24 protein-coding genes are annotated in these 21582 nt (G+C 64.4%); 12 read left to right on the forward strand and 12 right to left on the reverse strand.

What is annotated here, in order from left to right:
• The first annotated feature begins 14 nt into the window (after positions 1-14).
• Genes IVB19_RS23550 through IVB19_RS23560 form a run of 3 tightly spaced genes read left to right on the forward strand, consistent with a single transcriptional unit; the run spans position 15 to position 1236 of the window.
• The gene (locus IVB19_RS23550; protein WP_085361698.1) at positions 15-350 is read left to right on the forward strand and encodes an ArsR/SmtB family transcription factor; all 336 of its coding nucleotides are present in this window, start codon (positions 15-17) and stop codon (positions 348-350) included.
• Complete coding sequence (locus tag IVB19_RS23555) at positions 347-811, forward strand: SRPBCC family protein (protein WP_085351066.1); 465 nt, start codon at positions 347-349, stop codon at positions 809-811. The genes IVB19_RS23550 and IVB19_RS23555 overlap by 4 nt, the downstream gene beginning before the upstream one ends.
• 11 nt (positions 812-822) lie before the next feature.
• The gene (locus IVB19_RS23560) at positions 823-1236 is read left to right on the forward strand and encodes a GFA family protein (protein WP_018455590.1); all 414 of its coding nucleotides are present in this window, start codon (positions 823-825) and stop codon (positions 1234-1236) included.
• A gap of 43 nt (positions 1237-1279) precedes the next feature.
• On the opposite strand, the gene IVB19_RS23565 is transcribed toward IVB19_RS23560, so the two are convergent.
• From IVB19_RS23565 to IVB19_RS23610, 10 genes are all read right to left on the reverse strand, one after another.
• Positions 1280-1690 carry a PTH2-like family protein gene (locus tag IVB19_RS23565; RefSeq protein WP_204511632.1) on the reverse strand — a complete coding sequence of 137 codons (411 nt, stop codon included), beginning with the start codon at positions 1688-1690 and terminating at the stop codon, positions 1280-1282.
• 63 nt (positions 1691-1753) lie between these two features.
• Positions 1754-2143, reverse strand: coding sequence for a DUF4189 domain-containing protein (locus IVB19_RS23570; protein WP_085396102.1), 390 nt, complete (start codon positions 2141-2143; stop codon positions 1754-1756).
• 194 nt (positions 2144-2337) lie between these two features.
• The gene (locus IVB19_RS23575; RefSeq protein WP_247483119.1) at positions 2338-3942 is read right to left on the reverse strand and encodes an NTP transferase domain-containing protein; all 1605 of its coding nucleotides are present in this window, start codon (positions 3940-3942) and stop codon (positions 2338-2340) included.
• Entirely contained in the window at positions 3939-4640 is a 702-nt protein-coding gene (locus IVB19_RS23580) for an XdhC family protein (protein WP_018455586.1), read from the reverse strand. The genes IVB19_RS23575 and IVB19_RS23580 overlap by 4 nt, the downstream gene beginning before the upstream one ends.
• Positions 4641-4642: 2 nt before the next feature.
• Positions 4643-4966 (reverse strand): XdhC family protein, encoded by a 324-nt coding sequence (locus IVB19_RS23585; protein ID WP_247337361.1) that lies wholly within the window; start codon positions 4964-4966, stop codon positions 4643-4645.
• Between the two features lie 9 nt (positions 4967-4975).
• Positions 4976-6178, reverse strand: a complete 1203-nt coding sequence (locus tag IVB19_RS23590; RefSeq protein ID WP_085361694.1) for a vWA domain-containing protein — start codon at positions 6176-6178, stop codon at positions 4976-4978.
• Positions 6179-6310: 132 nt separating this feature from the next.
• Positions 6311-7246, reverse strand: a complete 936-nt coding sequence (locus IVB19_RS23595) for an AAA family ATPase (RefSeq protein ID WP_026232979.1) — start codon at positions 7244-7246, stop codon at positions 6311-6313.
• A gap of 62 nt (positions 7247-7308) precedes the next feature.
• Complete coding sequence (locus IVB19_RS23600) at positions 7309-8115, reverse strand: FAD binding domain-containing protein (RefSeq protein WP_027518800.1); 807 nt, start codon at positions 8113-8115, stop codon at positions 7309-7311.
• A gap of 33 nt (positions 8116-8148) precedes the next feature.
• Positions 8149-8634, reverse strand: a complete 486-nt coding sequence (locus tag IVB19_RS23605) for a (2Fe-2S)-binding protein (protein WP_007602418.1) — start codon at positions 8632-8634, stop codon at positions 8149-8151.
• Positions 8635-8798: 164 nt separating this feature from the next.
• Complete coding sequence (locus IVB19_RS23610) at positions 8799-9245, reverse strand: SRPBCC family protein (RefSeq protein WP_018455582.1); 447 nt, start codon at positions 9243-9245, stop codon at positions 8799-8801.
• Positions 9246-9429: 184 nt separating this feature from the next.
• Between IVB19_RS23610 and IVB19_RS23615 the strand changes: the two genes are divergently transcribed.
• The 3 genes from IVB19_RS23615 to IVB19_RS23625 all read left to right on the forward strand — a co-directional run bounded on the left by IVB19_RS23615 (position 9430) and on the right by IVB19_RS23625 (position 12104).
• Positions 9430-10785 (forward strand): 3-carboxy-cis,cis-muconate cycloisomerase, encoded by a 1356-nt coding sequence (locus IVB19_RS23615; protein ID WP_247337359.1) that lies wholly within the window; start codon positions 9430-9432, stop codon positions 10783-10785.
• 36 nt (positions 10786-10821) lie between these two features.
• Entirely contained in the window at positions 10822-11604 is a 783-nt protein-coding gene (pcaD, locus tag IVB19_RS23620; protein WP_018455580.1) for a 3-oxoadipate enol-lactonase, read from the forward strand.
• Positions 11605-11711: 107 nt separating this feature from the next.
• Positions 11712-12104 (forward strand): carboxymuconolactone decarboxylase family protein, encoded by a 393-nt coding sequence (locus IVB19_RS23625; protein WP_085351059.1) that lies wholly within the window; start codon positions 11712-11714, stop codon positions 12102-12104.
• On the opposite strand, the gene IVB19_RS23630 is transcribed toward IVB19_RS23625, so the two are convergent.
• The gene (locus IVB19_RS23630; protein ID WP_018455578.1) at positions 12066-12602 is read right to left on the reverse strand and encodes a hypothetical protein; all 537 of its coding nucleotides are present in this window, start codon (positions 12600-12602) and stop codon (positions 12066-12068) included. The genes IVB19_RS23625 and IVB19_RS23630 overlap by 39 nt on opposite strands.
• A gap of 338 nt (positions 12603-12940) precedes the next feature.
• Here IVB19_RS23630 and IVB19_RS23635 point away from each other — a divergent pair, with 338 nt between their 5' ends.
• The 5 genes from IVB19_RS23635 to IVB19_RS23655 all read left to right on the forward strand — a co-directional run bounded on the left by IVB19_RS23635 (position 12941) and on the right by IVB19_RS23655 (position 18031).
• Positions 12941-13858, forward strand: a complete 918-nt coding sequence (locus tag IVB19_RS23635) for an ABC transporter permease subunit (protein ID WP_018455577.1) — start codon at positions 12941-12943, stop codon at positions 13856-13858.
• Between the two features lie 11 nt (positions 13859-13869).
• Positions 13870-15189: a high-affinity branched-chain amino acid ABC transporter permease LivM gene (locus IVB19_RS23640; RefSeq protein WP_018455576.1), complete on the forward strand. Its 1320-nt coding sequence runs from the start codon at positions 13870-13872 to the stop codon at positions 15187-15189.
• Positions 15186-16019, forward strand: coding sequence for an ABC transporter ATP-binding protein (locus IVB19_RS23645; protein ID WP_018455575.1), 834 nt, complete (start codon positions 15186-15188; stop codon positions 16017-16019). The genes IVB19_RS23640 and IVB19_RS23645 overlap by 4 nt, the downstream gene beginning before the upstream one ends.
• Positions 16016-16756, forward strand: coding sequence for an ABC transporter ATP-binding protein (locus IVB19_RS23650; RefSeq protein ID WP_018455574.1), 741 nt, complete (start codon positions 16016-16018; stop codon positions 16754-16756). Before IVB19_RS23645 ends, IVB19_RS23650 begins: the two co-directional genes overlap by 4 nt.
• 156 nt (positions 16757-16912) lie before the next feature.
• Entirely contained in the window at positions 16913-18031 is a 1119-nt protein-coding gene (locus IVB19_RS23655; protein ID WP_018455573.1) for a branched-chain amino acid ABC transporter substrate-binding protein, read from the forward strand.
• 81 nt (positions 18032-18112) lie between these two features.
• On the opposite strand, the gene IVB19_RS23660 is transcribed toward IVB19_RS23655, so the two are convergent.
• Complete coding sequence (locus tag IVB19_RS23660) at positions 18113-18499, reverse strand: response regulator (RefSeq protein ID WP_085351056.1); 387 nt, start codon at positions 18497-18499, stop codon at positions 18113-18115.
• Between the two features lie 240 nt (positions 18500-18739).
• Here IVB19_RS23660 and IVB19_RS23665 point away from each other — a divergent pair, with 240 nt between their 5' ends.
• On the forward strand, positions 18740-21550 hold the full coding sequence (locus IVB19_RS23665; RefSeq protein ID WP_247819893.1) for a PAS domain S-box protein: 2811 nt from the start codon (positions 18740-18742) through the stop codon (positions 21548-21550).
• The last annotated feature ends 32 nt before the right edge of the window (positions 21551-21582 follow it).

Genomic DNA, 21582 nt, shown 5'->3' on the forward strand with positions numbered 1-21582 from the left:
GCTAATCTAATTCTATGATCGAAGCCGCCCCAAATCCGGTTACCACCGTCATGCGCGCCCTCGCGGACCCGACGCGACGCGCCGTCTTCGAACGCGTGTTCGAGAGCACGGAGATCAGCGTCGCTGAACTCACGCGGGGAAGTGGCGTGACGCAAGGCGCGATCTCGCAACATTTGAAGTCCCTCAAGCAGGCCGGCCTCGTCGCCGAGCGTGCCGAGGGCCGCAACGTCTATTACCGTGCCGCGCCGCAAGGCCTCGAACCGCTGGTCTCCTGGATGGACCATTACGGCGTGTTCTGGCGCGAGCGCTTCCAGAACCTGCGTGACCTCTTGAAGGAGATCGAGCCGTGAGTGCTGTTGAATTGAAAGCCGAGACAAAAGACATCGTCATCGACGAGGTGCTCCCTCATGCGCCGGAGACGATCTGGAAGGCGCTGACCAGCGCCCAGCTGATCGCGCGCTGGCTGATGCCGCCGACCGGTTTCGAGGCCGTCGAAGGCAACACTTTCACCTACCAGACCACGCCGGGCGGCGCATGGGATGGTGTCATCCATTGCCGGGTCCTGGAAGTCATGCCGAACCGCCGCCTCGTCTACGCCTGGAAGGGCGGCGATGAGCGCAACATTGGCTACGGCGCGCCGCTCGACACCGTCGTGACGTGGTCCCTCACCCCGGTCGAGGACGGCACGCGGATCCGTCTGGTTCATGCGGGCTTCGTCTTGCCCAGGAACGAATCGGCCTACACGGGCATGAGCGGCGGCTGGAAGAAGGTCGTCCGCCAGCTCGACGAGATCAGCGGCGAAGACAAGTAAGGAGTAATCGCATGACCAAGCCCTATACCGGCGGCTGCGCCTGCGGCGCGATCCGCTATTCGATTGCCGGTGAGCCGCTGTTCAGCAATCACTGCCAGTGCCGGGACTGCCAGCGCGAAAGCGGCAGCGCCCACGGCTCGTACATGACATTCGCACGCGACGGCGTCACGGTGACGGGCGAGGCAAAGCATTGGGACATGGTCGCCAACAGCGGCAACGTGAAGACGCGCGGTTTCTGCACACAGTGCGGCGTGCCTGTGTACATGACCTTCGCGGCACAGCCCGACGTCTTCACGATCCGCGCCGCAAGCCTCGACGAGCCCGCCCGCTACAAGCCGCAGGCGGTCACTTTCGCCGCGCGCGGACATCACTGGGATCGTCTTGACCCTGACCTGCCCAAATTCGCGGGCATGCCGCCGGGGTGAGGCATCGCAGGTGGAAGCGCGCGCAAGACCGCGCGCGTTCACGTCAACTATGAAACTTCAACCCGTCGACGATCTTGTCGATCACCTTGCGCTCCGCGCGCATCGCGAGACCGACGAGATCGAGATCGGTGCGCGCCACTGCCCTCACCACCTCGCGGTTGGCCGCATCATGAGTGGTCTTGAACATGTCCTCGGTATAGACCGCCGGCTTGACGTTGCGCGTCAGGGCCCGATCGAGCGCGCGCGTCAATGCGGGACCGTCGGCCCCATAGATCAGGATCGGCTGACCGATCAGCGCGTGATATTTCGTGCCCGACGCGTCCTCATAGGGCTCGCCGATGCATTCCGGAAAGGCCGCGGCGATGCCGCTGGTGAGGAAGGCCGCGACGTTGAGCTTCTGCCAGGCTTGAAGATCGGTACGAATCACGATGGCGATCTTGGTATCGAACTGCATGCAACTCCCCGACTGTCATTCCGGATTCGATGCTACGCACGATCGGAATGACTGCAACAGGAATCAACCCTTGGCGTCGCAGGCCCAGGCGCGGATCACGCATTCCTTGCCGCCGTATTTGTAGCATTCGCGCGTGGCGGCATTGAGCGTGGTCGATATCTTCGGCTTGACGGCATAGCCATAGGCGCCGCAGGGATTGGAAAGATCGACCGACATCGCGGCGCAGGCGCGCTTCATCGTCACGGTCGTGCAATCGCCCTTGCACTGCTTCTGCGCCGCCGCACGGGCTTCGTGCTCGGCGCCATAATCAAAGGCCTGGCCGTAAGCGCCGCACTTGCCGACCGCAAATGCACCGGCGGCATGCGCATCCGTGATATGGCGAGCGCTCGCGATGCAGACGGACAGCGCAAAGAAAAACATCGCGCAACGGCGCGCGACGACGTTCGAAGCCATGGAAAAACCCCTCCCCCCAAGGCAGGTGAAGGTGACTGTAAGCGGCGGTTGTTTCCAGATGGTGAACGGGGCGTTGAATTGAGGCCTGGGCGGCGCGGTAGGTGGGCAAAGCGACGCGTGCCTACCAATCAAACACCACCGTGTCGAGGGATGGTCGGCACGGCGCTGCGCGCCTTTGCCTACCCTACGAACCGCTATCCCCGCCGTGCCGCTTCCAATGCCTGCGGCGTGTCGATGTCGAGGAAGGCGCTCTCGCCGTCGACCGGCACTTCGGCGACGGCCTCGGTGTGCTTGGCGATCAGATGGCGCGCGCCGACATCGCCGTCGAGCGTCATCAACTCCTTGAAGAAGCGGCGCGACCACAGCACAGGGTTGCCGCGGCGACCTTCGCTGACGGGCACGACGATGAGATTGCCGCGGTCCGGTGCGAACGCGTCGATGAGACGGTCGATCAGGCCGGCGTCGATCAGCGGCATGTCGCCGAGGCAGACCACGGCGCCGTCGGACGCCTCGGGAACGGCCGCGATGCCCGCCTTGACCGAGCTTGCGATGCCGCCGGCAAAATCCGGATTTTTGACAAAACGCACCTTCAGGCCCTGCAAGGCTTGTTCGATCAGCTCGGTCTGATGGCCGGTGACGACGATCACCTCGGACGCCTTGGAGGCCAGCGCCTGCTCGGTCGCTATTCGCACCAGCTTCTTGCCATCGAGCTCGGCCAGTAGCTTGTTCGGCCCACCCATCCGGGTCGAGCGGCCTGCTGCGAGCACGATGACCGCGACCTGGTTGTTGCCCTCGATCTCCGGTTTTGCGCGCGGCTGCGGGCGCGTGACGATCTCCATCAGGAGGCCGCCAACACCCATGCCCATCAGCTCGGACCGCGTCACCTTGATGCCCGCGAGCAGCCGCATCAGCACCCAGTCAAAGCCGTTGTCGACCGGCGAGCGCGCGCAGCCGGGCGCGCCCAGCACCGGCACGGCGCCGGCCCGGGCAATCAGCAGCAGGTTGCCGGGATCCACCGGCATGCCGAAATGCTCGATCTCGCCGCCGATGCCGGTCACGGCCGCAGGGATCACGTCGCGGCGGTCGGCGATCGCGGATGCACCGAACACGATCACGAGCTCGGCGCCAAGTCCCAGCAGTTCCTTGATCGCAGCCGACAGCGCCTGCTCCTCATGCGGAACCCGCCGCTCCGCGATGATGCCGGCTCCGGCTGGCGCCAGCCGCTCGGCGGTGACCCGCAACGTCTTGTCGATCACCTTGGAGGACAGGCCGGGCAGCAGCGTCGAGACCACGCCGACGCGCTTGATGACGTAAGGCGCGATCTTCAGAACGTCGCGACCCGCGGCCTTCACCGCGGCATCACGCAAGTTTCCTTTGACGCCGAACGGGATGATCTTGACGGTGCCGACCATCTCGCCCTCGACCACCGGCTTGTAGGCGGAGAGCGTGGCAAAGGTAATGGCCTCGTCGATATTGTTGATGCGGTCCACCGCGGCGCGATCGATCACCAGCACGCCTGGCTGCGCGGCGAACAGATTGGCCCGGCCGGTGAAGGCGCGCTCGACATGGATGCCCTCGCCGCCGACCGCGAGCGCGATGCTGGCGGCAGCGATGTCCTCGGAGACATCGCCCTCCTCCATCCGCACCACCACAACGTCCTTGATGCCGGCGCGCTCCAGCGCCTCGACCTCGGCCGGGCCGATCGTCGTGCCCTTTTTCAGCACCAGCGGTCCCTGGCGCAGGGTGTGGACGGTCACCCCGCCGATCGCATCCCTGGGACTCGCCGGGCCGAACTTCATGCGGCTTCTTCTTTTTCTTTGGGCGGCAGGCGAAGCACCGCCGTGATCTCGGCCATGATCGAGACCGCGATCTCGGACGGCGAGACCGCGCCGATCGCAAGCCCGATCGGCGCGTGGATGCGCGCGATGTCAGCCTCCTTGGCGCCTTGCGCCCGCAGCCGGTCGCCGCGCTTGGCGTGCGTCTTCCGCGATCCGAGCGCGCCGATATAGAAGCAGTTGCGCTCGAAGGCGTGCAGCAGCGCGGGATCGTCGATCTTGGGATCGTGCGTTACCGCGACGAAGGCCGTGTAGGCGTCGACGTTGAGCAGCGGCAGCGCCGTGTCGGGCCATTCCGCGACCAGTGGAACGTCGGGGAAGCGCTCGGGGCTCGCAAAGGCCGTGCGCGGATCGACCACGGTGACGTCGTAGCCGAGCGAGCGCGCCAACGGTGCCAGGGCCTGGCTGATATGGACGGCGCCGACGATGACGAGCTTTGCGGTCGGCGCATAGACGTTGAGGAAAAGCTTCTTGCCGCCGGCTTCGACGCTGGCGCTTTTGCCCATGCGAAGCTGCTTGTCGAGCTCGGCGCCTAATGGATCCTTGGCAAAATCCTTGGCCTTCACCAGGCGCTGCTCACCACTCTCGGTGTCGGTGACCAAAATCACCGCGCGGCGCGCGGCGCGCTCGGTATTGAGTTCGTGCAGGATCTCGAGCTTCACGGCTAGCCGACTTTCTCGACGAAGACGCGGATGGTGCCGCCGCAGGAGAGCCCGACATTCCAGGCAGTCTCGTCGGCAACCCCAAACTCCAGCATCCTGGGCTTGCCGCTCTGGATCACATCCATGGCCTCCGTGACCACGGCGCCCTCGACGCAGCCGCCGGAGACGGACCCCAGGAACGTGCCCTCGTCGTTGATGACTAGGCTCGAGCCCGCCGGACGCGGTGCCGAGCCCCAGGTCTCGATCACGGTGGCGAGCGCGACGCCACGGCCGGCCTTCTGCCAGTCCTCCGCCGCCTTCAGAATATCCTCGTCGCGATCGAGCATGGCTACCTCTCAGGCTGCGGAGCGGATCAAGCTGCGGTGATGCGGCGGCAGCGGCCGGGAGAGCGTGGTGATCAGCTCCTGGATCGAGCTCAAATTATGTACCGGACGGAATTCGTCAACGTGCGGCAGCATCATTTTGATGCCCTGGGCCTTGGCCTCGAAGCCGCCAAACCGCAGCAGCGGGTTGAGCCAGATCAGCCGCCGGCAGGAACGGTGCAGCCGGTCCATCTCGAAGGCGAGCTTGGAATCGGCTTCCCGCTCCAGCCCGTCGGAGATCAGCAGCACGATGGCGCCCTGGCTCAGCACGCGCCGCGCCCACAATTTGTTGAAATTGTGCAGGGAGGCCGAGATCCGCGTGCCGCCGGCCCAGTCCTCGACCGAGGCCGAGCAGCTCGCCAGCGCCTCGTCGGGGTCGCGCTGGCGCAGCGCCCGGGTCACGTTGGTGAGGCGAGTGCCGAACAGGAACACCGAGACACGTTTTCGCGCGTCCCCTATGGCATGCAGGAAATGCAGGAACAGGCGGGTGTACTCGCTCATCGAACCCGAGATGTCGAGCAGCGCGACGATCGGCGCCGGTTTCTCGATCCGCCCGAGGCGATGGATGTCGATGATGTCGCCACCGGTGCGCAAGGACGCGCGTAAGGTGCGGCGCAAATCGAGACGAAGCCCGCGCGCATCGGGCCGGTGCCGGCGCGTCAATAGCTCGGCCTGCGGCAGCCGCATCCGCTCGACAGCGCGGAGCGCTTCGGTGATCTCGGCCGCGCTCATCTGAGCGAAATCCTTCTTCTGAAGGATTTCCTTGTCGGAGACCGACAGGCGCAAATCCTGCTCCTGGTGCTGCGGCGTCTCCGTCATGCGCGGCTGCGACATCGCCTCCTGGACGCGGCGGGAGCCGGCCTGCGGCTTCTTCTTGGCCTGCTCCGGCAGCGGCACCGAATCCAGCATGTGCTTCCACTCTTCCGACGCCCGGAAGAACAGGTTGAAGGCCTGTTTGAAGATCAGCGCATGCTCGTGGCGCTTGACGAAGATCGCCTCCAGGGTGGTGAAGACGTCGGCGCGGTGGCCGATGTCGATCACCTCAAGCGCGCTCATGGCATCGATGACCGCACCCGGCCCAACCGGCATGCCGGCCGAACGCAGCGCGCGGGCGAAGCCCACGATGTTGTCGGCGAACTGCTCGGTCTGCTCAGGCGCAAGGTGGTTGATGGCCATGGTCTTTCCTCGCTCCGTCATTCCGGGGCGTCGCGAAGCGACGAACCCGGAATCCAGAGATTGTGGCGCGAGATTCTCAGGTGCGCAATTGCGCACCAGAGTTCACGCTCCCGCGCGCCCCGGAATGACAAGTCACTCGCTCGTCGCGTCCTTCAGCACCTTCTGCAAGGTGTCGCCCTGCATCCGCGTGATGTCGTCCTGGTATTTGAGCAGCGCGCCCAGCGTGTCGCCGACCACTTGCGGGGTCAGCGAGCGGGCGTCGAGCTCCGACAGCGCAGTGGCCCAGTCGATGGTCTCGGCAACGCCCGGCGATTTGTAGAAATCCTGATTGCGTAGCGCCTGGACGAAGCGCACGACCTGCTGCGACAGTTTCGCGGAGATGCCCGGCACGCGCGACTTGACAATCGCGAGCTCACGATCGGCATCGGGATAATCGACCCAGTGATAGAGACAGCGCCGCTTCAGCGCGTCGTGGATTTCGCGGGTGCGGTTGGAGGTGATGATCACGATCGGCGGATGCGGCGCCTTCACGGTGCCGAATTCGGGAATCGTCACCTGGAAGTCGCTGAGGATTTCGAGCAGATATGCCTCGAACGCCTCGTCGGCGCGGTCGAGCTCGTCGATCAAGAGCACCGGCGGTCCCGCAACGTCGGGCTCCAGCGCCTGCAGCAGCGGCCGCTTGATCATGTAGCGGTCGGCGAAGATATCGGAGGAGAGCTGATCGCGATCGGTGTCGCCGGCGGCTTCCGCCATCCGGATCGCGATCATCTGCGCGGCGCTATTCCATTCGTAGACCGCCGAGGAAACGTCGAGGCCTTCGTAACACTGCAGGCGGATCAGCTTCCGCCCCAAGGCCGCCGACAGCACTTTTGCGATCTCGGTCTTGCCGACGCCGGCTTCGCCTTCCAGAAACAGCGGCCGGCCCATGCGCAGCGACAGATAGGTCACCGTGGCCAGCGATCGCTCGGCGAGATAGCCGCGCGACGTCAGGAGTTCGAGCATCGAATCGACCGATGCCGGCAATACAACTGAAGTATTGGCACCGGACGTATTGGCCGCTGAGGTCATGAAAAAGCCAGTCTCGCTACGCCCTCACCGGGGACAAGTTTGGGCCGAGGCGTGAGGATCACTCACTCCTTGGCGTTGGCGGCGTCGAGGGCGCGCCGCGTCAGCACGCCGATAAGATGCGCGCGGTATTCGGCGCTGCCATGGATGTCGCTGTTGAGGCCGTCCGCGGGCACCTCGATGCCGTCAAGCGCCTTCGCGGCGAAGCGCTTCTTCAGGGCTTCCTCGAACGCGGTGACACGGAACACGCCTTCGGAGCCGGCGCCGGTGACCGCGACCCGCACGTCGGAGGGACGCCGCGCCACGAACACGCCGACCAGCGCGTAACGCGAGGCCTGGTTGCGGAACTTGATATAGGCCGCCTTCTTCGGCAGCGGGAACATCACCTTGGTGATGATCTCGTCGGCTTCGAGCGCCGTCGTGAACAGGCCCTGGAAAAACTCCTCCGCCTTGAGGCGGCGCTTGTTGGTGACGATGGTGGCGCCGAGCGCAAGCACGGCAGCCGGATAGTCCGCTGTCGGGTCGTTGTTGGCGAGCGAGCCGCCGATCGTGCCCTTGTGGCGCACGGCGGGATCGCCGATCTGGCCGGCCAGGTTCGCGAGCGCCGGGATCGCCTCGCCGACGATGGCGGAGCTTGCGACCTCGGCATGCCTGGCGGTGGCACCGATCACGAGCGCGCGGCCCTTCATCTCGATCGTGTTGAGCCCATCGATATGGGAGAGGTCGACCAGATGCGGCGGGCTGGCGAGGCGCTGCTTCATGACGGGAATCAGCGTGTGGCCGCCGGCGATCACCTTGGCATCTTCGTTCTTCACCAGGAGGTTGGCGGCCTGCCGAACGGTCCCGGGGCGATGGTATTTGAAATCGTACATCTGAATGTCCTGATCGCAGAGTGCGCGCGAGGTTTACGCGAGATCGGATTTCGCCATCGCCTTGGCGCCGGCGGAGATCGAGGTGACGATGTTCTGGTAGCCGGTGCAGCGGCAGAGATTGCCTTCCAGCTCCTCGCGGATGGTGTGGTCGTCGAGCTCGTTGCCCTTGCGATGGACGATGTCGATCGCGGTCATGATCATGCCGGGCGTGCAGAAGCCGCACTGCAGGCCATGGTGTTCGCGGAAGGCCTCCTGCATCGGATGCAGCGGCGCGCCGTCGGCGGCCAGGCCCTCGATCGTCTTGACCTCGTGGCCATCGGCCATCACGGCGAGCGTGGTGCAGGACTTCACGGCCTTGCCGTCCAGATGCACGACGCAAGCGCCGCACTGCGAGGTGTCGCAGCCGACATGGGTGCCGGTGAGCCGCAGATTCTCGCGCAGGAACTGCACCAGCAGGGTGCGGGGATCGACATTGGCCGTGACAGGATTGCCGTTCACGATGAGGGAGATTTTTGCCATAAACACTCTCTATCAGCGCCCCGACGGGTCCCGTCGAAGCGGTTCTTATAATTATTCCAACCCATCATATGGGCCATTATGCCCCGGGGCAACATCACCGGGAATGCAAGGCGCCATGACAAAACGCGATATGCCGAAAGGCGCAATGCTCGAGGTATTGGCCTTCAGCCCTGTACCGCCTTGGCGAAGTTCGCGAAAAATTCGTCTGCCAGTTTCTTGGCGGCGCCGTTGATCAGACGCTGGCCGAGCTGCGCCAACTTGCCGCCGATCTGCGCCTCGACCTCGTAAGACAAAAGCGTGCCGCCGTCCTTCTCCGCAAGCTTGACCACGGCGCCACCCTTGGCAAAGCCGGCCACCCCGCCCTCGCCTTCGCCGGAGATCTTGTAGCCGTTCGGCGGGTCGAGATCGGACAGCGTGACCTTGCCCTTGAAGCGCGCCGACACCGGACCGACCTTCATTTTCGCCGTCGCGCGAAAGCCGCCATCGTCGGTCTTCTCCAGCTCCTCGCAGCCGGGGATGCAGGCCTTCAGCACCTCGGCATCGTTGAGCTTGGCCCACACGGCCTCGCGCGGCGCCGCAAGCTGGACTTCGCCGTTCATCGTCATGGCCATTGGGTGCCTCCCGGGATACCGAACTTGGATCGCGCAACTATAATGCAGCTCAAGTACCGCACGGAGGCGGCAAAAGAAAGGGTGGCCCTCGGTCACGTGCAATGCATATTCGCAACTGCAAAAAGCTTGCGCCGCCGGTTTGGGATTGGCACAGGCGGGTCATGGTGGTTAGGTCCCGCACAATATGAGCACATCCCTCTCCCCCCTGCTCGCGCCGATGCTGTCGAGCGTGGCCATGCGCGCGGTCTGCGACGACCGGTCGACCCTTCAGAATATGCTCGATTTCGAGGCAGCCCTCGCCCGAGCCGAGGCGGCCACGGGTGTGATTCCCGCGTCCGCGGTGGGCCCGATCGAAGCCGCGTGCAAGGCCGATACCTTTGACATGGCTGCGCTGGCCGAGGCCGCGACTCGATCCGGCAATCTCGCGATCCCCTTGGTCAAGACTCTGACCGCCAATGTCGGCAAGGGCGACGCCGAGGCCGCACGCTACGTGCATTGGGGCGCGACCAGCCAGGACGTCATCGACAGCGCGACCATGCTCACGCTTCGCGCCGGCATCGATGCATTGGACGCCGATCTCAGCCGCGCCATCAAGGGCTTTGCCGCACTTGCGCGCAGTCATCGCAACACGGCAATGGTGGCGCGAACCTGGCTCCAGCACGCCCTGCCGATGCCGTTCGGACTGAAGGCCGCCGAATATGCCGCAAGCCTTGCCCGCGCCCGCTGCCGCCTCAGGCGGCTGCGCCGCGAGGGCCTCGCACTGCAATTCGGCGGCGCGGCCGGCACGCTTGCGGCACTTGGCGACAAGGGGCTCGTCGTTTCAGAACGGCTGGCGCAGGAGCTGAACCTGCCATTGCCAGAAGCCCCCTGGCACACCCACCGTGACCGCATCGCGGAAGCCGCATCAGCCTTCGCGATTCTCGCCGGAAGCTGCGGCAAGATCGCGCGCGACGTCTCGCTGCTGATGCAGACCGACGTCGCAGAGGCGTTCGAGCCCGCCGGGGAAGGCCGCGGCGGCTCCTCGACCATGCCGCACAAGCGCAACCCGGTCGCAGCCGCAAGCGCGCTCGGCTGCGCGACCATGGCGCCTCAGCTCGCAGCGACGATTTTTGCCGCACAGGTGCAGGACCACGAACGCAGCGCCGGTCCCTGGCACGCGGAATGGCCGACGCTGCCGCAATTGATGCTGGTCACCTCCGGCGCGCTTGCCGCCATCGTCGACATCGCCGAGGGTCTCGATGTCGATGCCGCGCGCATGCGCAGCAATCTCGATGCGACGCACGGGCTGATCATGGCGGAAGCGGTTACCTTTGCGCTGGCCGAGACGATGGGCAAGAGCGATGCGCATCATCTGATCGAGGCCGCGAGCAAGCGCGCGGTCGCCGAGAAGAAGCATCTGCGCGAGGTGCTCGCAGCCGATTCGCATGTCACTGCGCATCTTTCGCCGGACAAAATTGCGGCGTTGCTCGAGCCGATGGCCTATCAAGGCGCTTCCCAAGCCCTGATCGATCGCCTGCTCGACAGCCTCGAACGCGAATAAAGCAGTCCTGCGCGCAAATAAAACGGAGACGCCCGCATGCCCATGATCGATGCCGACGGTTGCCTGATCAACGTCTCCGTCGAGGGCCGCGACGGCGGGCCGACGCTGATGCTCTCGAACTCGCTCGGCTGCACGCTGCAGATGTGGGAGCCGCAGATGAAGGCACTGACGCAGATATTCCGCGTCATCCGCTACGACCGCCGCGGCCACGGCAAGTCCAACGTTCCGCCCGGCCCCTACACCATGGAGCGCTTCGGCCGCGACGTGCTCGCCATCCTGGACGACCTCAATATCGAAAAAGTGCACTGGTGCGGCCTGTCGATGGGCGGCATGGTTGGGCAATGGCTCGGCGCGAACGCGCCGGAGCGCTTCGGCAAGCTCATCCTCGCCAACACCTCCTGCTACTACGCCGAGCCGACCAAATGGCTCGAGCGCATTGACGCGGTGAAGAAGGGCGGCATCGCCGCCGTCGCCGACGCCGTTATCGCCGGCTGGCTCACCCAGGATTTCCGCGAGCGCGCGCCCGACATCACCGCCAGGATGAAGGAGATGCTGCTGGCCTCGCCGCTCGAAGGCTATCTCGCCTGCTGCGAAGCGCTGTCGACGCTCGACCAGCGCGCGTTGCTGCCGAACATCAAGAACCCGACACTGGTGATCGCCGGCCGCCACGACATGGCGACGCCGATTTCGGCGGGTGAATTGATCCGCTCAAGCATTCCCGGCGCGAGCATGACCATCATTGACGCCGCCCACATTTCCAATGTCGAGCAGCCGCACGCATTCACCGACGCGGTCGTGGGCTTTTTGACGCAACGCTAGCCACAACCGTCGTTGGGAGCACAGCGATGCAACCAGAAATCCGTCTGCCGTGAGAGACTGGATTGCTTCGTCGCTTCGCTCCTCGCAATGACGAAGGAGGAAACAGCATGGACGACCAGAAACGCCGCGATGCCGGTATGAACGTGCGCCGAAAAGTGCTGGGCAATGCCTGGGTCGACAAGTCGATCGCGGGTCGCAATGCATTCAACACCGATTTCCAGGACATGATCACGCGCTACGCCTGGGGCGAGATCTGGACGCGGCCGCATTTCGACGAGCGCACGCGGCGGGTGCTGGTGATCGGCACCATGGTTGCGCTTGGGCAATGGGATGAATTCCGCCTGCATGTGCGCGCGGCCCTCGCCGAGGGTGGCTTCACGCCCAACGACATCAAGGAAATCCTGCTGCAGCAGGCGATCTATTGCGGCGTGCCGGCGGCGAACCACGCCGTCAAGGAAGCCTCAGCGATTGTGCAGGAGCTCGGCCTGCTCAAGACCTAGCGGCGGGGTGGCCTCGACGGGCTTCTGAACGATCTTGGGCGCCGCCGCGGGCCGCTCGATCACCACCACGATGGCGGCACCGAGCAAGAGCAGAAGTTCGGTGGCGTGCAGCCGCAGCGCGGCCATCTCGCCGACCTTCGAGGCCATGATCATGCTCGCAAACGAGATCAGGCTGCCGATCGCAAGCGCAATGCCGAGCGCTTCGTCGCTGCCGCCGTTCTTGCGGATACGGGGGATGCAGAGCAGCGCAAGGTAGATCGCAAAGAACGCCACCACCGTTAAGCGCCCCAGCGCCAGCAGCCAGGCGGCGCGCACCGTGTCCATCCCCGCCATCTGGAGATGGTCGCTGAGGAAAAGAGCGACTGCGACGCTCGGCCGCTCATAGAGGCCGTGCACCGGCGCCACCATGATGTTGAAGGCAACGAGGGTCCAGGTCGGGATGAAATAGGCCGCCAGAAGTGCGCCGTTGACCGAACCGATCCGCCAGTTTCCGAACATGCCGCTTCCCGCTTCGTTTGGCCGCGCCTTCGATGAAAGGCTCTGCCGGGAGCTAACTCGCATCAGACTGTGGCGGCAATTTAAACCCTTTGTTTACCTTAACTGCCTCCCGACAGGCATCCGATGGCGCTGACGGAGCCGGTTCCGCCCATTGCGGGGGAACCGGAGCGCCAAATGATCTCTGTAAAAGCCTTGATGCGGAGGCGAGGCCGGTTGCAGCCGCCAGTTCCCTCCTGTTACAAAACGAGAATGCTTAAGGGCTGCCGGGGCCCGAGAAGAAACCAGCACTCTCTCGAAGAGCTCCCTTTGAGCCGCGTCAGATTTGGGTACGGCAGCCTATGGATTATTTCGCCCAGCAGCTCATCAACGGTCTCGTGCTCGGCTCGATCTACGGGCTGATCGCGATCGGCTACACGATGGTCTACGGCATCGTCGGGATGATCAACTTCGCCCATGGCGATGTCTTCATGATCGGCGGCTTCATCGCCCTGATCACCTTCCTTCTGCTGGTCTCGACGGGCCTGACTGCGGTCCCGGTGATCCTTTTGATCGTGATCCTGGTCTCGATGGCGATCACCGCCCTGTATGGCTGGACCATCGAGCGCATCGCCTACCGTCCGTTGCGCCACTCCTTCCGCCTCGCGCCGATGCTGTCGGCGATCGGCATGTCGTTCGTGCTGACCAACTATTCGCAGGTGGCGCAAGGCGCGCGGGTGAAGCCAGTGCCGCCAGTGATCACCGGCGGCTATACGCTGCACGAGAGCGCCGATGGCTTCGTCATCCAGCTCTCCAATATCCAGATCGTGGTGGTCATCACCACCATCGTGCTGCTGGCGATCTTCACCTGGCTGGTGTCGCGCACACGGCTCGGGCGCGACATGCGCGCCTGCGAGCAGGACCAGACCATGGCGGCGCTGCTCGGCGTCAACGTCGACCGCACTATCTCCATGACCTTCGTGATCGGCGCTGCGCTCGCCGCAGTGGCCGGCCTGATGTACCTGCTCTATTACGGCCTGGTCGATTTCTTCATGGGCTTCGTCGCCGGCATCAAGGCGTTCACCGCGGCCGTACTCGGCGGCATCGGCTCGCTGCCCGGCGCCATGCTCGGGGGGCTCGCGATCGGGCTGATCGAGACGTTCTGGTCGGCCTATTTCTCGGTCGAATACAAGGATGTCGCCGCGTTCTCGATCCTGATCGTCGTGCTGATCTTCATGCCGACCGGCCTGCTCGGCCGCCCCGAAGTCGAAAAAGTCTGACGGTCGCGCGCGTGAAAGCTCCCTCGATCAATACCGCCAAAACCGCATCGGGCATCCCCGCTCTCCTGAAGACCGCCTGCGTCAACGCACTGATCGCGCTGGTGCTGTTCTCGCTGATGGTCGGCGTCCGCACCGAAGCCGGTTCCGACGGCCAGCTCACCTATTGGACGCGCTTCGGCGAGGTCGCCTCCCTCGTCGCCGCGGTATTCGGCGGCTCGATCGTGCTCGAGCTGCTCAAGCAATGGATCGGTCCGACCGGCGCCGAGAAGCTGGTGCCGCCGGCGGTGCAGAGCGGAATGTCGTTCCTCGGCCGCTATCTCGCACCGGCGCTTCTGATCTTCACCCTGCTGGTGCCTGTGATCTTCTATGACCAGCGCTACATCCTAGATCTCGCCATCCTCGTGCTCACCTATGTGATGCTGGGCTGGGGGTTGAATGTCGTGGTCGGGCTGGCTGGCCTGCTCGATCTCGGCTATGTCGCCTTCTATGCGGTCGGCGCCTATTCCTACGCGCTGCTTGCGACCAATTTCGGCTGGTCATTCTGGATCTGCCTGCCGCTAGCGGGCGTCCTCGCCGCATTCTGGGGCGTGCTGCTCGGCTTCCCCGTGCTGCGCCTGCGCGGCGACTACCTCGCGATCGTGACGCTCGCCTTCGGCGAGATCATCCGCCTCGTCATCATCAATTGGCAGGATCTGACCGGCGGCCCCAACGGCGTCTCCAGCATTCCCCGCCCCTCTTTCTTCGGCATCCCGCTCGACAATAGCGACAACGGCCTCGCAGCCAGGCTCGGCATCGAATATTCGCCGACCCACCGCATCGTCTTCCTGTTCTACCTGATCCTGGCGCTCGCGCTGCTCACCAACTGGGTGACGATCCGGCTGCGCCGCCTGCCGATCGGCCGCGCCTGGGAAGCCCTGCGCGAGGACGAGGTCGCCTGCCGCGCGCTCGGCATCAACACCACGACCACCAAGCTCACGGCATTCGCGACCGGTGCGATGTTCGGCGGCTTTGCCGGCGCGTTCTTTGCGACCCGCCAGGGCTTCATCAGCCCGGAATCCTTCACCTTCCAGGAATCGGCGCTGGTGCTCGCCATCGTCGTGCTTGGCGGCATGGGCTCGCAGCTTGGCGTCGCGCTCGCAGCGCTCGCCATGATCGGCGGTTTCGAACTGTTCCGGAGCCTCGAGAGCTATCGCATGCTGGTGTTCGGCATGGCCATGGTGCTGATCATGATCTGGCGGCCGCGCGGCCTGATCGGCCATCGCGCGCCGACCGTGTATCTGACCAAGGCCCACGCGATCTCATCCGACCTCGTCAAGGAGGGGCACGGATGAGCCGCGACCAGATTCTCGAGGTCGACCGGCTCACCATGCGCTTCGGCGGCATCGTCGCGGTGCAGGACCTGTCGTTTGCTGCCGAGCGGAAGAAGATCACCGCGCTGATCGGACCCAACGGTGCCGGCAAGACAACGGTCTTCAACTGCATCACCGGGTTCTACAAGCCGAGCGGCGGCGCCATCCGCCTCGGCCATGACGACGGCAAGGTGATCGCGCTGGAGCGGCTGAACGATTTCCGCATCGCGAAGCAGGCCAAGGTCGCCCGCACCTTCCAGAACATCCGCCTGTTTCCCGGCATGACGGCGCTGGAAAACCTGATGGTGGCGCAGCACAACGCGCTGATGCGCGCCTCCGGCTTCACCTTGCTCGGGCTCATTGGCGCGCCCGTCTACCGCGACGCCGAGAAGCGCGCGATCGATCTCGCCACCGACTGGCTCAAGCGCGTCAATTTGCTCGATCGCGCCGACGATGCTGCCGGTAATTTTGCCTATGGCGACCAGCGACGACTCGAGATCGCACGCGCGATGTGCACCGAGCCCGCGCTCTTGTGCCTGGACGAACCCGCCGCCGGCCTCAATGCGCGCGAGAGCGCCGCCCTGAGCGAGCTGCTGCTGTCGATCCGGAACGAGCTCGGCACCTCGATCCTGCTGATCGAGCACGACATGTCCGTGGTGATGGAGATCTCCGACCATATCGTGGTGATGGACCACGGTGTGAAGATCTCTGAAGGCTCCCCGCGCGAGGTTCGCGACGATCCGAAGGTGATCGCCGCCTATCTCGGCACCGATGAGGAAGAGGCGGCGGCCGTGATGGAGAGCGGGTCGTGACGTCGCCCACTGCCCTGCTCGCGATCCACGGCCTTCGCGCTGCCTACGGCAAGATCGAGGCGCTGAAGGGCGTTGACCTCGAGATCAATGCCGGCGAGATCGTGGCGCTGATCGGCGCCAACGGCGCCGGCAAATCGACGCTGATGATGACGATCTTCGGCAAGCCCCGCGCCCGCGCCGGCCAGATCCTGTACGAAGGCCGCGACATCACCGAAGTGCCCACCCACGAGATCGCGCATTTGCGCATCGCGCAATCGCCGGAAGGCCGCCGCATCTTCCCGCGCATGAGCGTGGCGGAAAATCTCCAGATGGGGGCGGACGCCACCGAATGCACCGACGCCGAACGCGAGGTGACGCTACAACGCGTGTTCACGCTGTTTCCGCGGCTGAAGGAACGCTACGGCCAGCGCGGGGGAACCCTGTCTGGCGGCGAGCAGCAGATGCTGGCCATCGGCCGCGCTTTGATGAGCCGCCCTCGCCTGCTCCTGCTTGATGAGCCCTCGCTCGGTCTGGCGCCGCTGATCGCGCGCCAGATTTTCGATGCGATCCGCACTCTGAACCGGCAGGACGGCCTGACCGTGCTGATCGTCGAGCAGAACGCCAACCACGCGCTCAAGCTCGCCCATCGCGGCTATGTCATGGTCAATGGCCTGATCACCCTGGCCGGGACCGGTGCCGAGTTGTTGCAGCGCCCCGAGATTCGCGCCGCCTACCTGGAAGGCGGCCGGCACGGCTGAGGCCGCCAAGGCGAACCCGTGCGGCCGAATTTGGCGATATCTCTGCCAATGCCCGTATTTTGCCGGTGACTTCTCCTCGAATTCATTCAAGAATGGCGCCGGTTTGAACCGGGCATGCCCGGTAACTTCCACAGGCGACCACCCTCGAGGTATCTCATGAAATCACTGAAGCTCATCGGTCTGGCATTCGGCGCATCGATCGCGCTGTCGAGCGCGGCATTCGCGCAGGATGTCACCGTCGCAGTCGCAGGTCCGATGACCGGCGGCGAGTCCGCCTTCGGCCGCCAGATGAAGAACGGCGCCGAGATGGCCGTAGCCGATATCAACGCCGCCGGCGGCGTCAACGGCAAGAAGCTCGCGTTGTCCGTCGAGGACGACGCCTGCGATCCGAAACAGGCGCGCTCGATCGCCGAGAAGATCGCCGGCGCGAAAATTCCGTTCGTGGCCGGGCATTATTGCTCGTCCTCGTCGATCCCCGCGTCGGAAGCCTATGCCGACGGCAACGTGCTCCAGATTACTCCCGCCTCCACCAATCCGAAGTTCACCGATAGCGGACTGTGGAACGTGGCGCGCGTCTGCGGCCGCGACGACCAGCAGGGCCTGGTCGCCGCCCAGTTCATCGCCAAGAACTACAAGGGCAAGAACATCGCCATCCTCAACGACAAGACCACCTACGGCAAGGGTCTTGCGGACGAGACCAAGAAGGCGCTCAACAAGGCCGGCGTCACCGAGAAGATGTACGAGTCCTACAACAAGGGCGACAAGGACTTCAACGCGATCGTCTCGCGGCTGAAGCGCGACAACATCGATCTCGTCTATGTCGGGGGCTACCATCAAGAGAGCGGCCTTCTCCTGCGCCAGATGCGCGACCAGGGCCTGAAGACCGTGCTGATGGCCGGCGACGCACTCGCCGACAAGGAATACGCCTCCATCACCGGCCCGGCCGGCGAAGGCACGCTGTTCACCTTCGGCCCCGATCCGCGCAACAAGCCGACCGCGAAGAAGATCGTCGAAGCCTTCAAGGCCAAGAACATCGACCCCGAGGGCTACACGCTCTACACCTACGCAGCGATGCAGGTTTGGTCGGAGGCGGCCAAGAAGGCCGGCACCACCGACGCCAAGAAGGTCATGGCAGCCATCAAGGCCGGCAAGTGGGATACCGTGATCGGGCCGATCGAGTATGACTCCAAGGGCGATATCAAGCAGCTCGACTACGTCGTCTACAAATGGGACGCCAAGGGCGGCTACGCCGCGATCAGCGGCAACGGCACCTAAGCACGCTTGCCGGGGCCTGAAGGCCTCCTCCAATCATCATCGCGCCCCGGCTCGCCCGGGGCGTTTCTTCCTGCGTCAGGATCAGACTGCTGCTTGTATCGCGCCGTCCACCGCGCCTTGGGCCTTCCTCAGCGCTTCAAGAAGATCGTTCGGCCGAAACGGCTTTTGCAGGCAGACCACGCTGGCGAGGTGGGGCGATTGTTCCATGAAGTCCAGCGCCGTCATCCCCGACACGGCAACGACCGGGAGGCTCGGTGCAAGCTCGCGCAGGGTCGTGATGACCTCGACGCCACTGGTATCGCCGAGGAAAATGTCCACGATTGCCGCGTCGAAGCCGACCTCGGTGAAGGCTTTCACCCCGGCTGCGCCGCTGTCGGCCTCAACGACCTCATAACGGTTGACGCGCAGCACGATCGCGACCATCGCACGGACGTCCTTCTGGTCGTCGATGATGAGAACGCGGGGCATAGGGAACAACTCCCGGATCCTGAAATCAAAATGCCTGGTTCAAACCTGGAACCCGCAGCTGCGGGAGAGCATTATTGCACCATCCAGTAAAGCGCATCTTACCCGATCCCCGGTGCGCGTTCCCCCCATAATTAAGTAAACTGTAACCTTCGGTTGAGTCGCAGTGGGTTTTGTCATGATGCGTGCCCAGAACCCGCTACCATCGGCAGAAATTGATTGGGCCAAATGAGATTGGCGAAGATGCTCAAAACCGATCTGCGCGAGCTGCACGTGTCTGCGACGACCGATCGAAGCACATTCCTTTCGACGTTGCCGGCTACCCCGAAGGACCGCACCGCAGCATTGGCGATCGTGGGCGTCTCGTCGATCCTGTTCGCAGTGGCCGTGCCCTTCGCGGGTATCCCGCTACTGCCCGTGCCAGCCTTCGTCGCCAGCTATCAATCCGCCCTTGTGGTCGCGGACATTGTCACCGCCGTCCTGCTGTTGTCGCAGTTTGCGGTGCTCAGGACCAGCGCGCTGCTCATGCTCGCGACGGGCTATCTTTTCACAGCCGCCGCGGCCGTGGTCCATGCCCTCACCTTCCCCGGACTTTTTTCGCCGACCGGGCTGCTGGGGGCCAACCAGCAGACCACGGTCTGGCTCTACATGATCTGGCACGGCGGCTTTCCGCTCTGCGTGCTGGCCTACGCCTGGCTGAAGGAGGCCGACGGCGGCGCCCGGATCACGGGCTCGGCAAGCAAGGCGATCTACGCCAGCGTGGTCGGCGTCGTCACGATCATGATCGTCTTGACCTGGATCGTCACTGCGCAGCACGACCTGCTTCCGGTCCTGCTGCGCGATGGCGGTTACACGCAGATCATGATCGGCGTGGTGTCCTTTGTCTGGTCCTTGAGCTTCGCCGCGCTGGTCTCGCTGTGGTTCCGCCGTCCGCATTCGGTCATCGATGTCTGGCTCATGGTGGTGATGTGCGCATGGCTGTTCGACATCGCGCTGTCGGCGATCGTCAACGTGGCGCGCTTCGATCTCGGCTTCTACGCCGGTCGTGTCTACGGCCTCTGCGCGGCGACCTTCGTGCTCGCGGTGCTCCTGATCGAAAATGTCCGCCTTCAGGCGCATACGCTGGGTCTCGTCGGCAGGCTGCGCCAGCAGTCGGCATTGGATCGCGACTATTATGGCAAGCGCCTTGCCCTGTACGGCGCCGTCGTCGAATCCGCCAATGATGCCATCATCACGAAGACGCTCGACGGTGTCATCACGGGCTGGAACAAGGCCGCCGAACATCTGTTCGGCTATGCCGCCGCGGAGGCCATCGGGCAGCCGATCGACATCATCGTCCCGGAGGACCGCAAGGCCGAGGTCAGGGGTATCCTGAACCGGGTCGGCGGCAACGAAACGATCGCACAGCACGAGACGGTCCGGATCCGAAAGGACGGCCGGCGGGTCGACGTCGTCCTCAATGTTTCTCCGCTGAAATCAGCCAACGGACAGATCATCGGCGCTTCCAAGATCGCCCACGACATCACGGAAGAGAAGCAGGCACGAGAAAAACTGCGCCGCGAGGTCGAGGAGCGGCAGCGGATCTTCGAGACCTCACAGGATCTGATCCTGGTCACCGACGGTTTTGGCAATTTCATCCAGGTCAGCCCGAGCGTGAAGACCATTCTCGGCTTGAATCCGGAAGACATGATCGGGCACAGCGCCACCGAGTTCATTCATCCCGATGACCTCCAGAAGACGCGCGACGAGATGCGCGCGGCGCGGCGTGGCGCGGTCAAGCGCAGCTTCGAGGCGCGCTACTACCACTACGACGGTCACGAGGTCACGCTGAACTGGATGGGCACCTGGTCCGAGCCGGTCAAGCGCCATTTCTTCATCGGCCGCGACCTCACCGAGAAGCAGGCGGCCGAGGCGCAGTTCAGGCACGTCCAGAAGATGGATTCGATTGGTCAATTGACCGGCGGTGTCGCGCACGACTTCAACAATGTGCTGACCGTCATCACCGGCACGATCGGAATTTTGGCGGACGCGGTCGCTGACCGTCCCGAGCTCGCCGCCATCACCAAGCTGATCGACGACGCCGCCGAGCGCGGCGCGCAACTGACCAAGCATCTGCTCGCGTTCGCCCGCAAGCAGCCGCTCCAACCGCGCGAAATCGACGTCAACGCATTGACGCTCGAGGCCGCAAAGCTCCTGCATCCCACGCTCGGCGAGCAGATCACCATCATGCCGCAACTCACCGAGGATGCGTGGCCGGCACTGATCGACCCGGGTCAGCTTTCCACCGCGATCCTCAACCTCGCGCTGAACGCGCGCGATGCGATGCCCGACGGCGGAACGCTGGTGCTGGAGACGCGCAACATCTTCCTCGACGACGGCTATGCCAGCATGAATCCCGACGTGGTGGCCGGCAATTACGTCATGATCGCCGTCAGCGATACCGGCTCCGGAATCCCGCCGGAGTTGATGGACCGGGTGTTCGATCCCTTCTTCACCACGAAGGAGGTCGGCAAGGGCACCGGCCTCGGGCTCAGCATGGTGTTCGGCTTCGTCAAGCAGTCCGGCGGACACATCAAGATTTACAGCGAGGAAGGCCACGGCACGAGCGTGAAGATTTACCTGCCGCGCTCGAGCGGCGTGCAGGAGACCGAATTCGAGGCGCTGCAGAACGCGCCCGTCACCGGCGGCCACGAGAAGATCCTGATCGTCGAGGACGACGCGCTGGTGCGCCAATATGTCGTGACCCAGATCAAGAGCCTCGGCTATACCGCCCTCGAAGCCGCCAACGCGGCCGAGGCCCTCGTCATCATCGACGCCGACAAGGACATCGACCTGCTATTCACGGACGTCATCATGCCCGGCAACATGAACGGCCGCCAGCTCGCCGACGAGGCGGCTCGCCGCCGCCCCGACCTGAAGACGCTGTTCACCTCGGGCTACACCGAGAACGCCATCGTCCACCACGGGCGGCTCGATTCCGGCGTGCTGCTGCTGGCAAAGCCCTACCGTAAGTCCGAGCTCGCCAAGATGCTGAGGACCGCGCTCGCGGGTTGAGCCTGCGGCATCCCTGCGATATCGCTGAAGCG

The sequence above is a fragment of the Bradyrhizobium sp. 187 genome (genome assembly GCF_023101005.1).
Lineage (GTDB): Bacteria > Pseudomonadota > Alphaproteobacteria > Rhizobiales > Xanthobacteraceae > Bradyrhizobium > Bradyrhizobium canariense_D.

Excerpts from the sequence above, each read along its gene's own strand:
- IVB19_RS23605 (WP_007602418.1), bottom strand. The coding sequence starts at position 8,634 with ATGGCAAAAATCTCCCTCATCGTGAACGGCAATCCTGTCACGGCCAAT.
- IVB19_RS23615 (WP_247337359.1), top strand. The coding sequence starts at position 9,430 with ATGAGCACATCCCTCTCCCCCCTGCTCGCGCCGATGCTGTCGAGCGTG.
- IVB19_RS23635 (WP_018455577.1), top strand. The coding sequence starts at position 12,941 with ATGGATTATTTCGCCCAGCAGCTCATCAACGGTCTCGTGCTCGGCTCG.
- IVB19_RS23660 (WP_085351056.1), bottom strand. The coding sequence starts at position 18,499 with ATGCCCCGCGTTCTCATCATCGACGACCAGAAGGACGTCCGTGCGATG.
- IVB19_RS23665 (WP_247819893.1), top strand. The coding sequence starts at position 18,740 with ATGCTCAAAACCGATCTGCGCGAGCTGCACGTGTCTGCGACGACCGAT.
- IVB19_RS23625 (WP_085351059.1), top strand. The coding sequence starts at position 11,712 with ATGGACGACCAGAAACGCCGCGATGCCGGTATGAACGTGCGCCGAAAA.
- IVB19_RS23550 (WP_085361698.1), top strand. The coding sequence starts at position 15 with ATGATCGAAGCCGCCCCAAATCCGGTTACCACCGTCATGCGCGCCCTC.
- IVB19_RS23565 (WP_204511632.1), bottom strand. The coding sequence starts at position 1,690 with ATGCAGTTCGATACCAAGATCGCCATCGTGATTCGTACCGATCTTCAA.
- IVB19_RS23655 (WP_018455573.1), top strand. The coding sequence starts at position 16,913 with ATGAAATCACTGAAGCTCATCGGTCTGGCATTCGGCGCATCGATCGCG.
- IVB19_RS23575 (WP_247483119.1), bottom strand. The coding sequence starts at position 3,942 with ATGAAGTTCGGCCCGGCGAGTCCCAGGGATGCGATCGGCGGGGTGACC.
- IVB19_RS23590 (WP_085361694.1), bottom strand. The coding sequence starts at position 6,178 with ATGGCCATCAACCACCTTGCGCCTGAGCAGACCGAGCAGTTCGCCGAC.
- IVB19_RS23630 (WP_018455578.1), bottom strand. The coding sequence starts at position 12,602 with ATGTTCGGAAACTGGCGGATCGGTTCGGTCAACGGCGCACTTCTGGCG.
- IVB19_RS23560 (WP_018455590.1), top strand. The coding sequence starts at position 823 with ATGACCAAGCCCTATACCGGCGGCTGCGCCTGCGGCGCGATCCGCTAT.
- IVB19_RS23595 (WP_026232979.1), bottom strand. The coding sequence starts at position 7,246 with ATGACCTCAGCGGCCAATACGTCCGGTGCCAATACTTCAGTTGTATTG.
- pcaD (WP_018455580.1), top strand. The coding sequence starts at position 10,822 with ATGCCCATGATCGATGCCGACGGTTGCCTGATCAACGTCTCCGTCGAG.
- IVB19_RS23570 (WP_085396102.1), bottom strand. The coding sequence starts at position 2,143 with ATGGCTTCGAACGTCGTCGCGCGCCGTTGCGCGATGTTTTTCTTTGCG.
- IVB19_RS23585 (WP_247337361.1), bottom strand. The coding sequence starts at position 4,966 with ATGCTCGATCGCGACGAGGATATTCTGAAGGCGGCGGAGGACTGGCAG.
- IVB19_RS23600 (WP_027518800.1), bottom strand. The coding sequence starts at position 8,115 with ATGTACGATTTCAAATACCATCGCCCCGGGACCGTTCGGCAGGCCGCC.
- IVB19_RS23610 (WP_018455582.1), bottom strand. The coding sequence starts at position 9,245 with ATGGCCATGACGATGAACGGCGAAGTCCAGCTTGCGGCGCCGCGCGAG.
- IVB19_RS23645 (WP_018455575.1), top strand. The coding sequence starts at position 15,186 with ATGAGCCGCGACCAGATTCTCGAGGTCGACCGGCTCACCATGCGCTTC.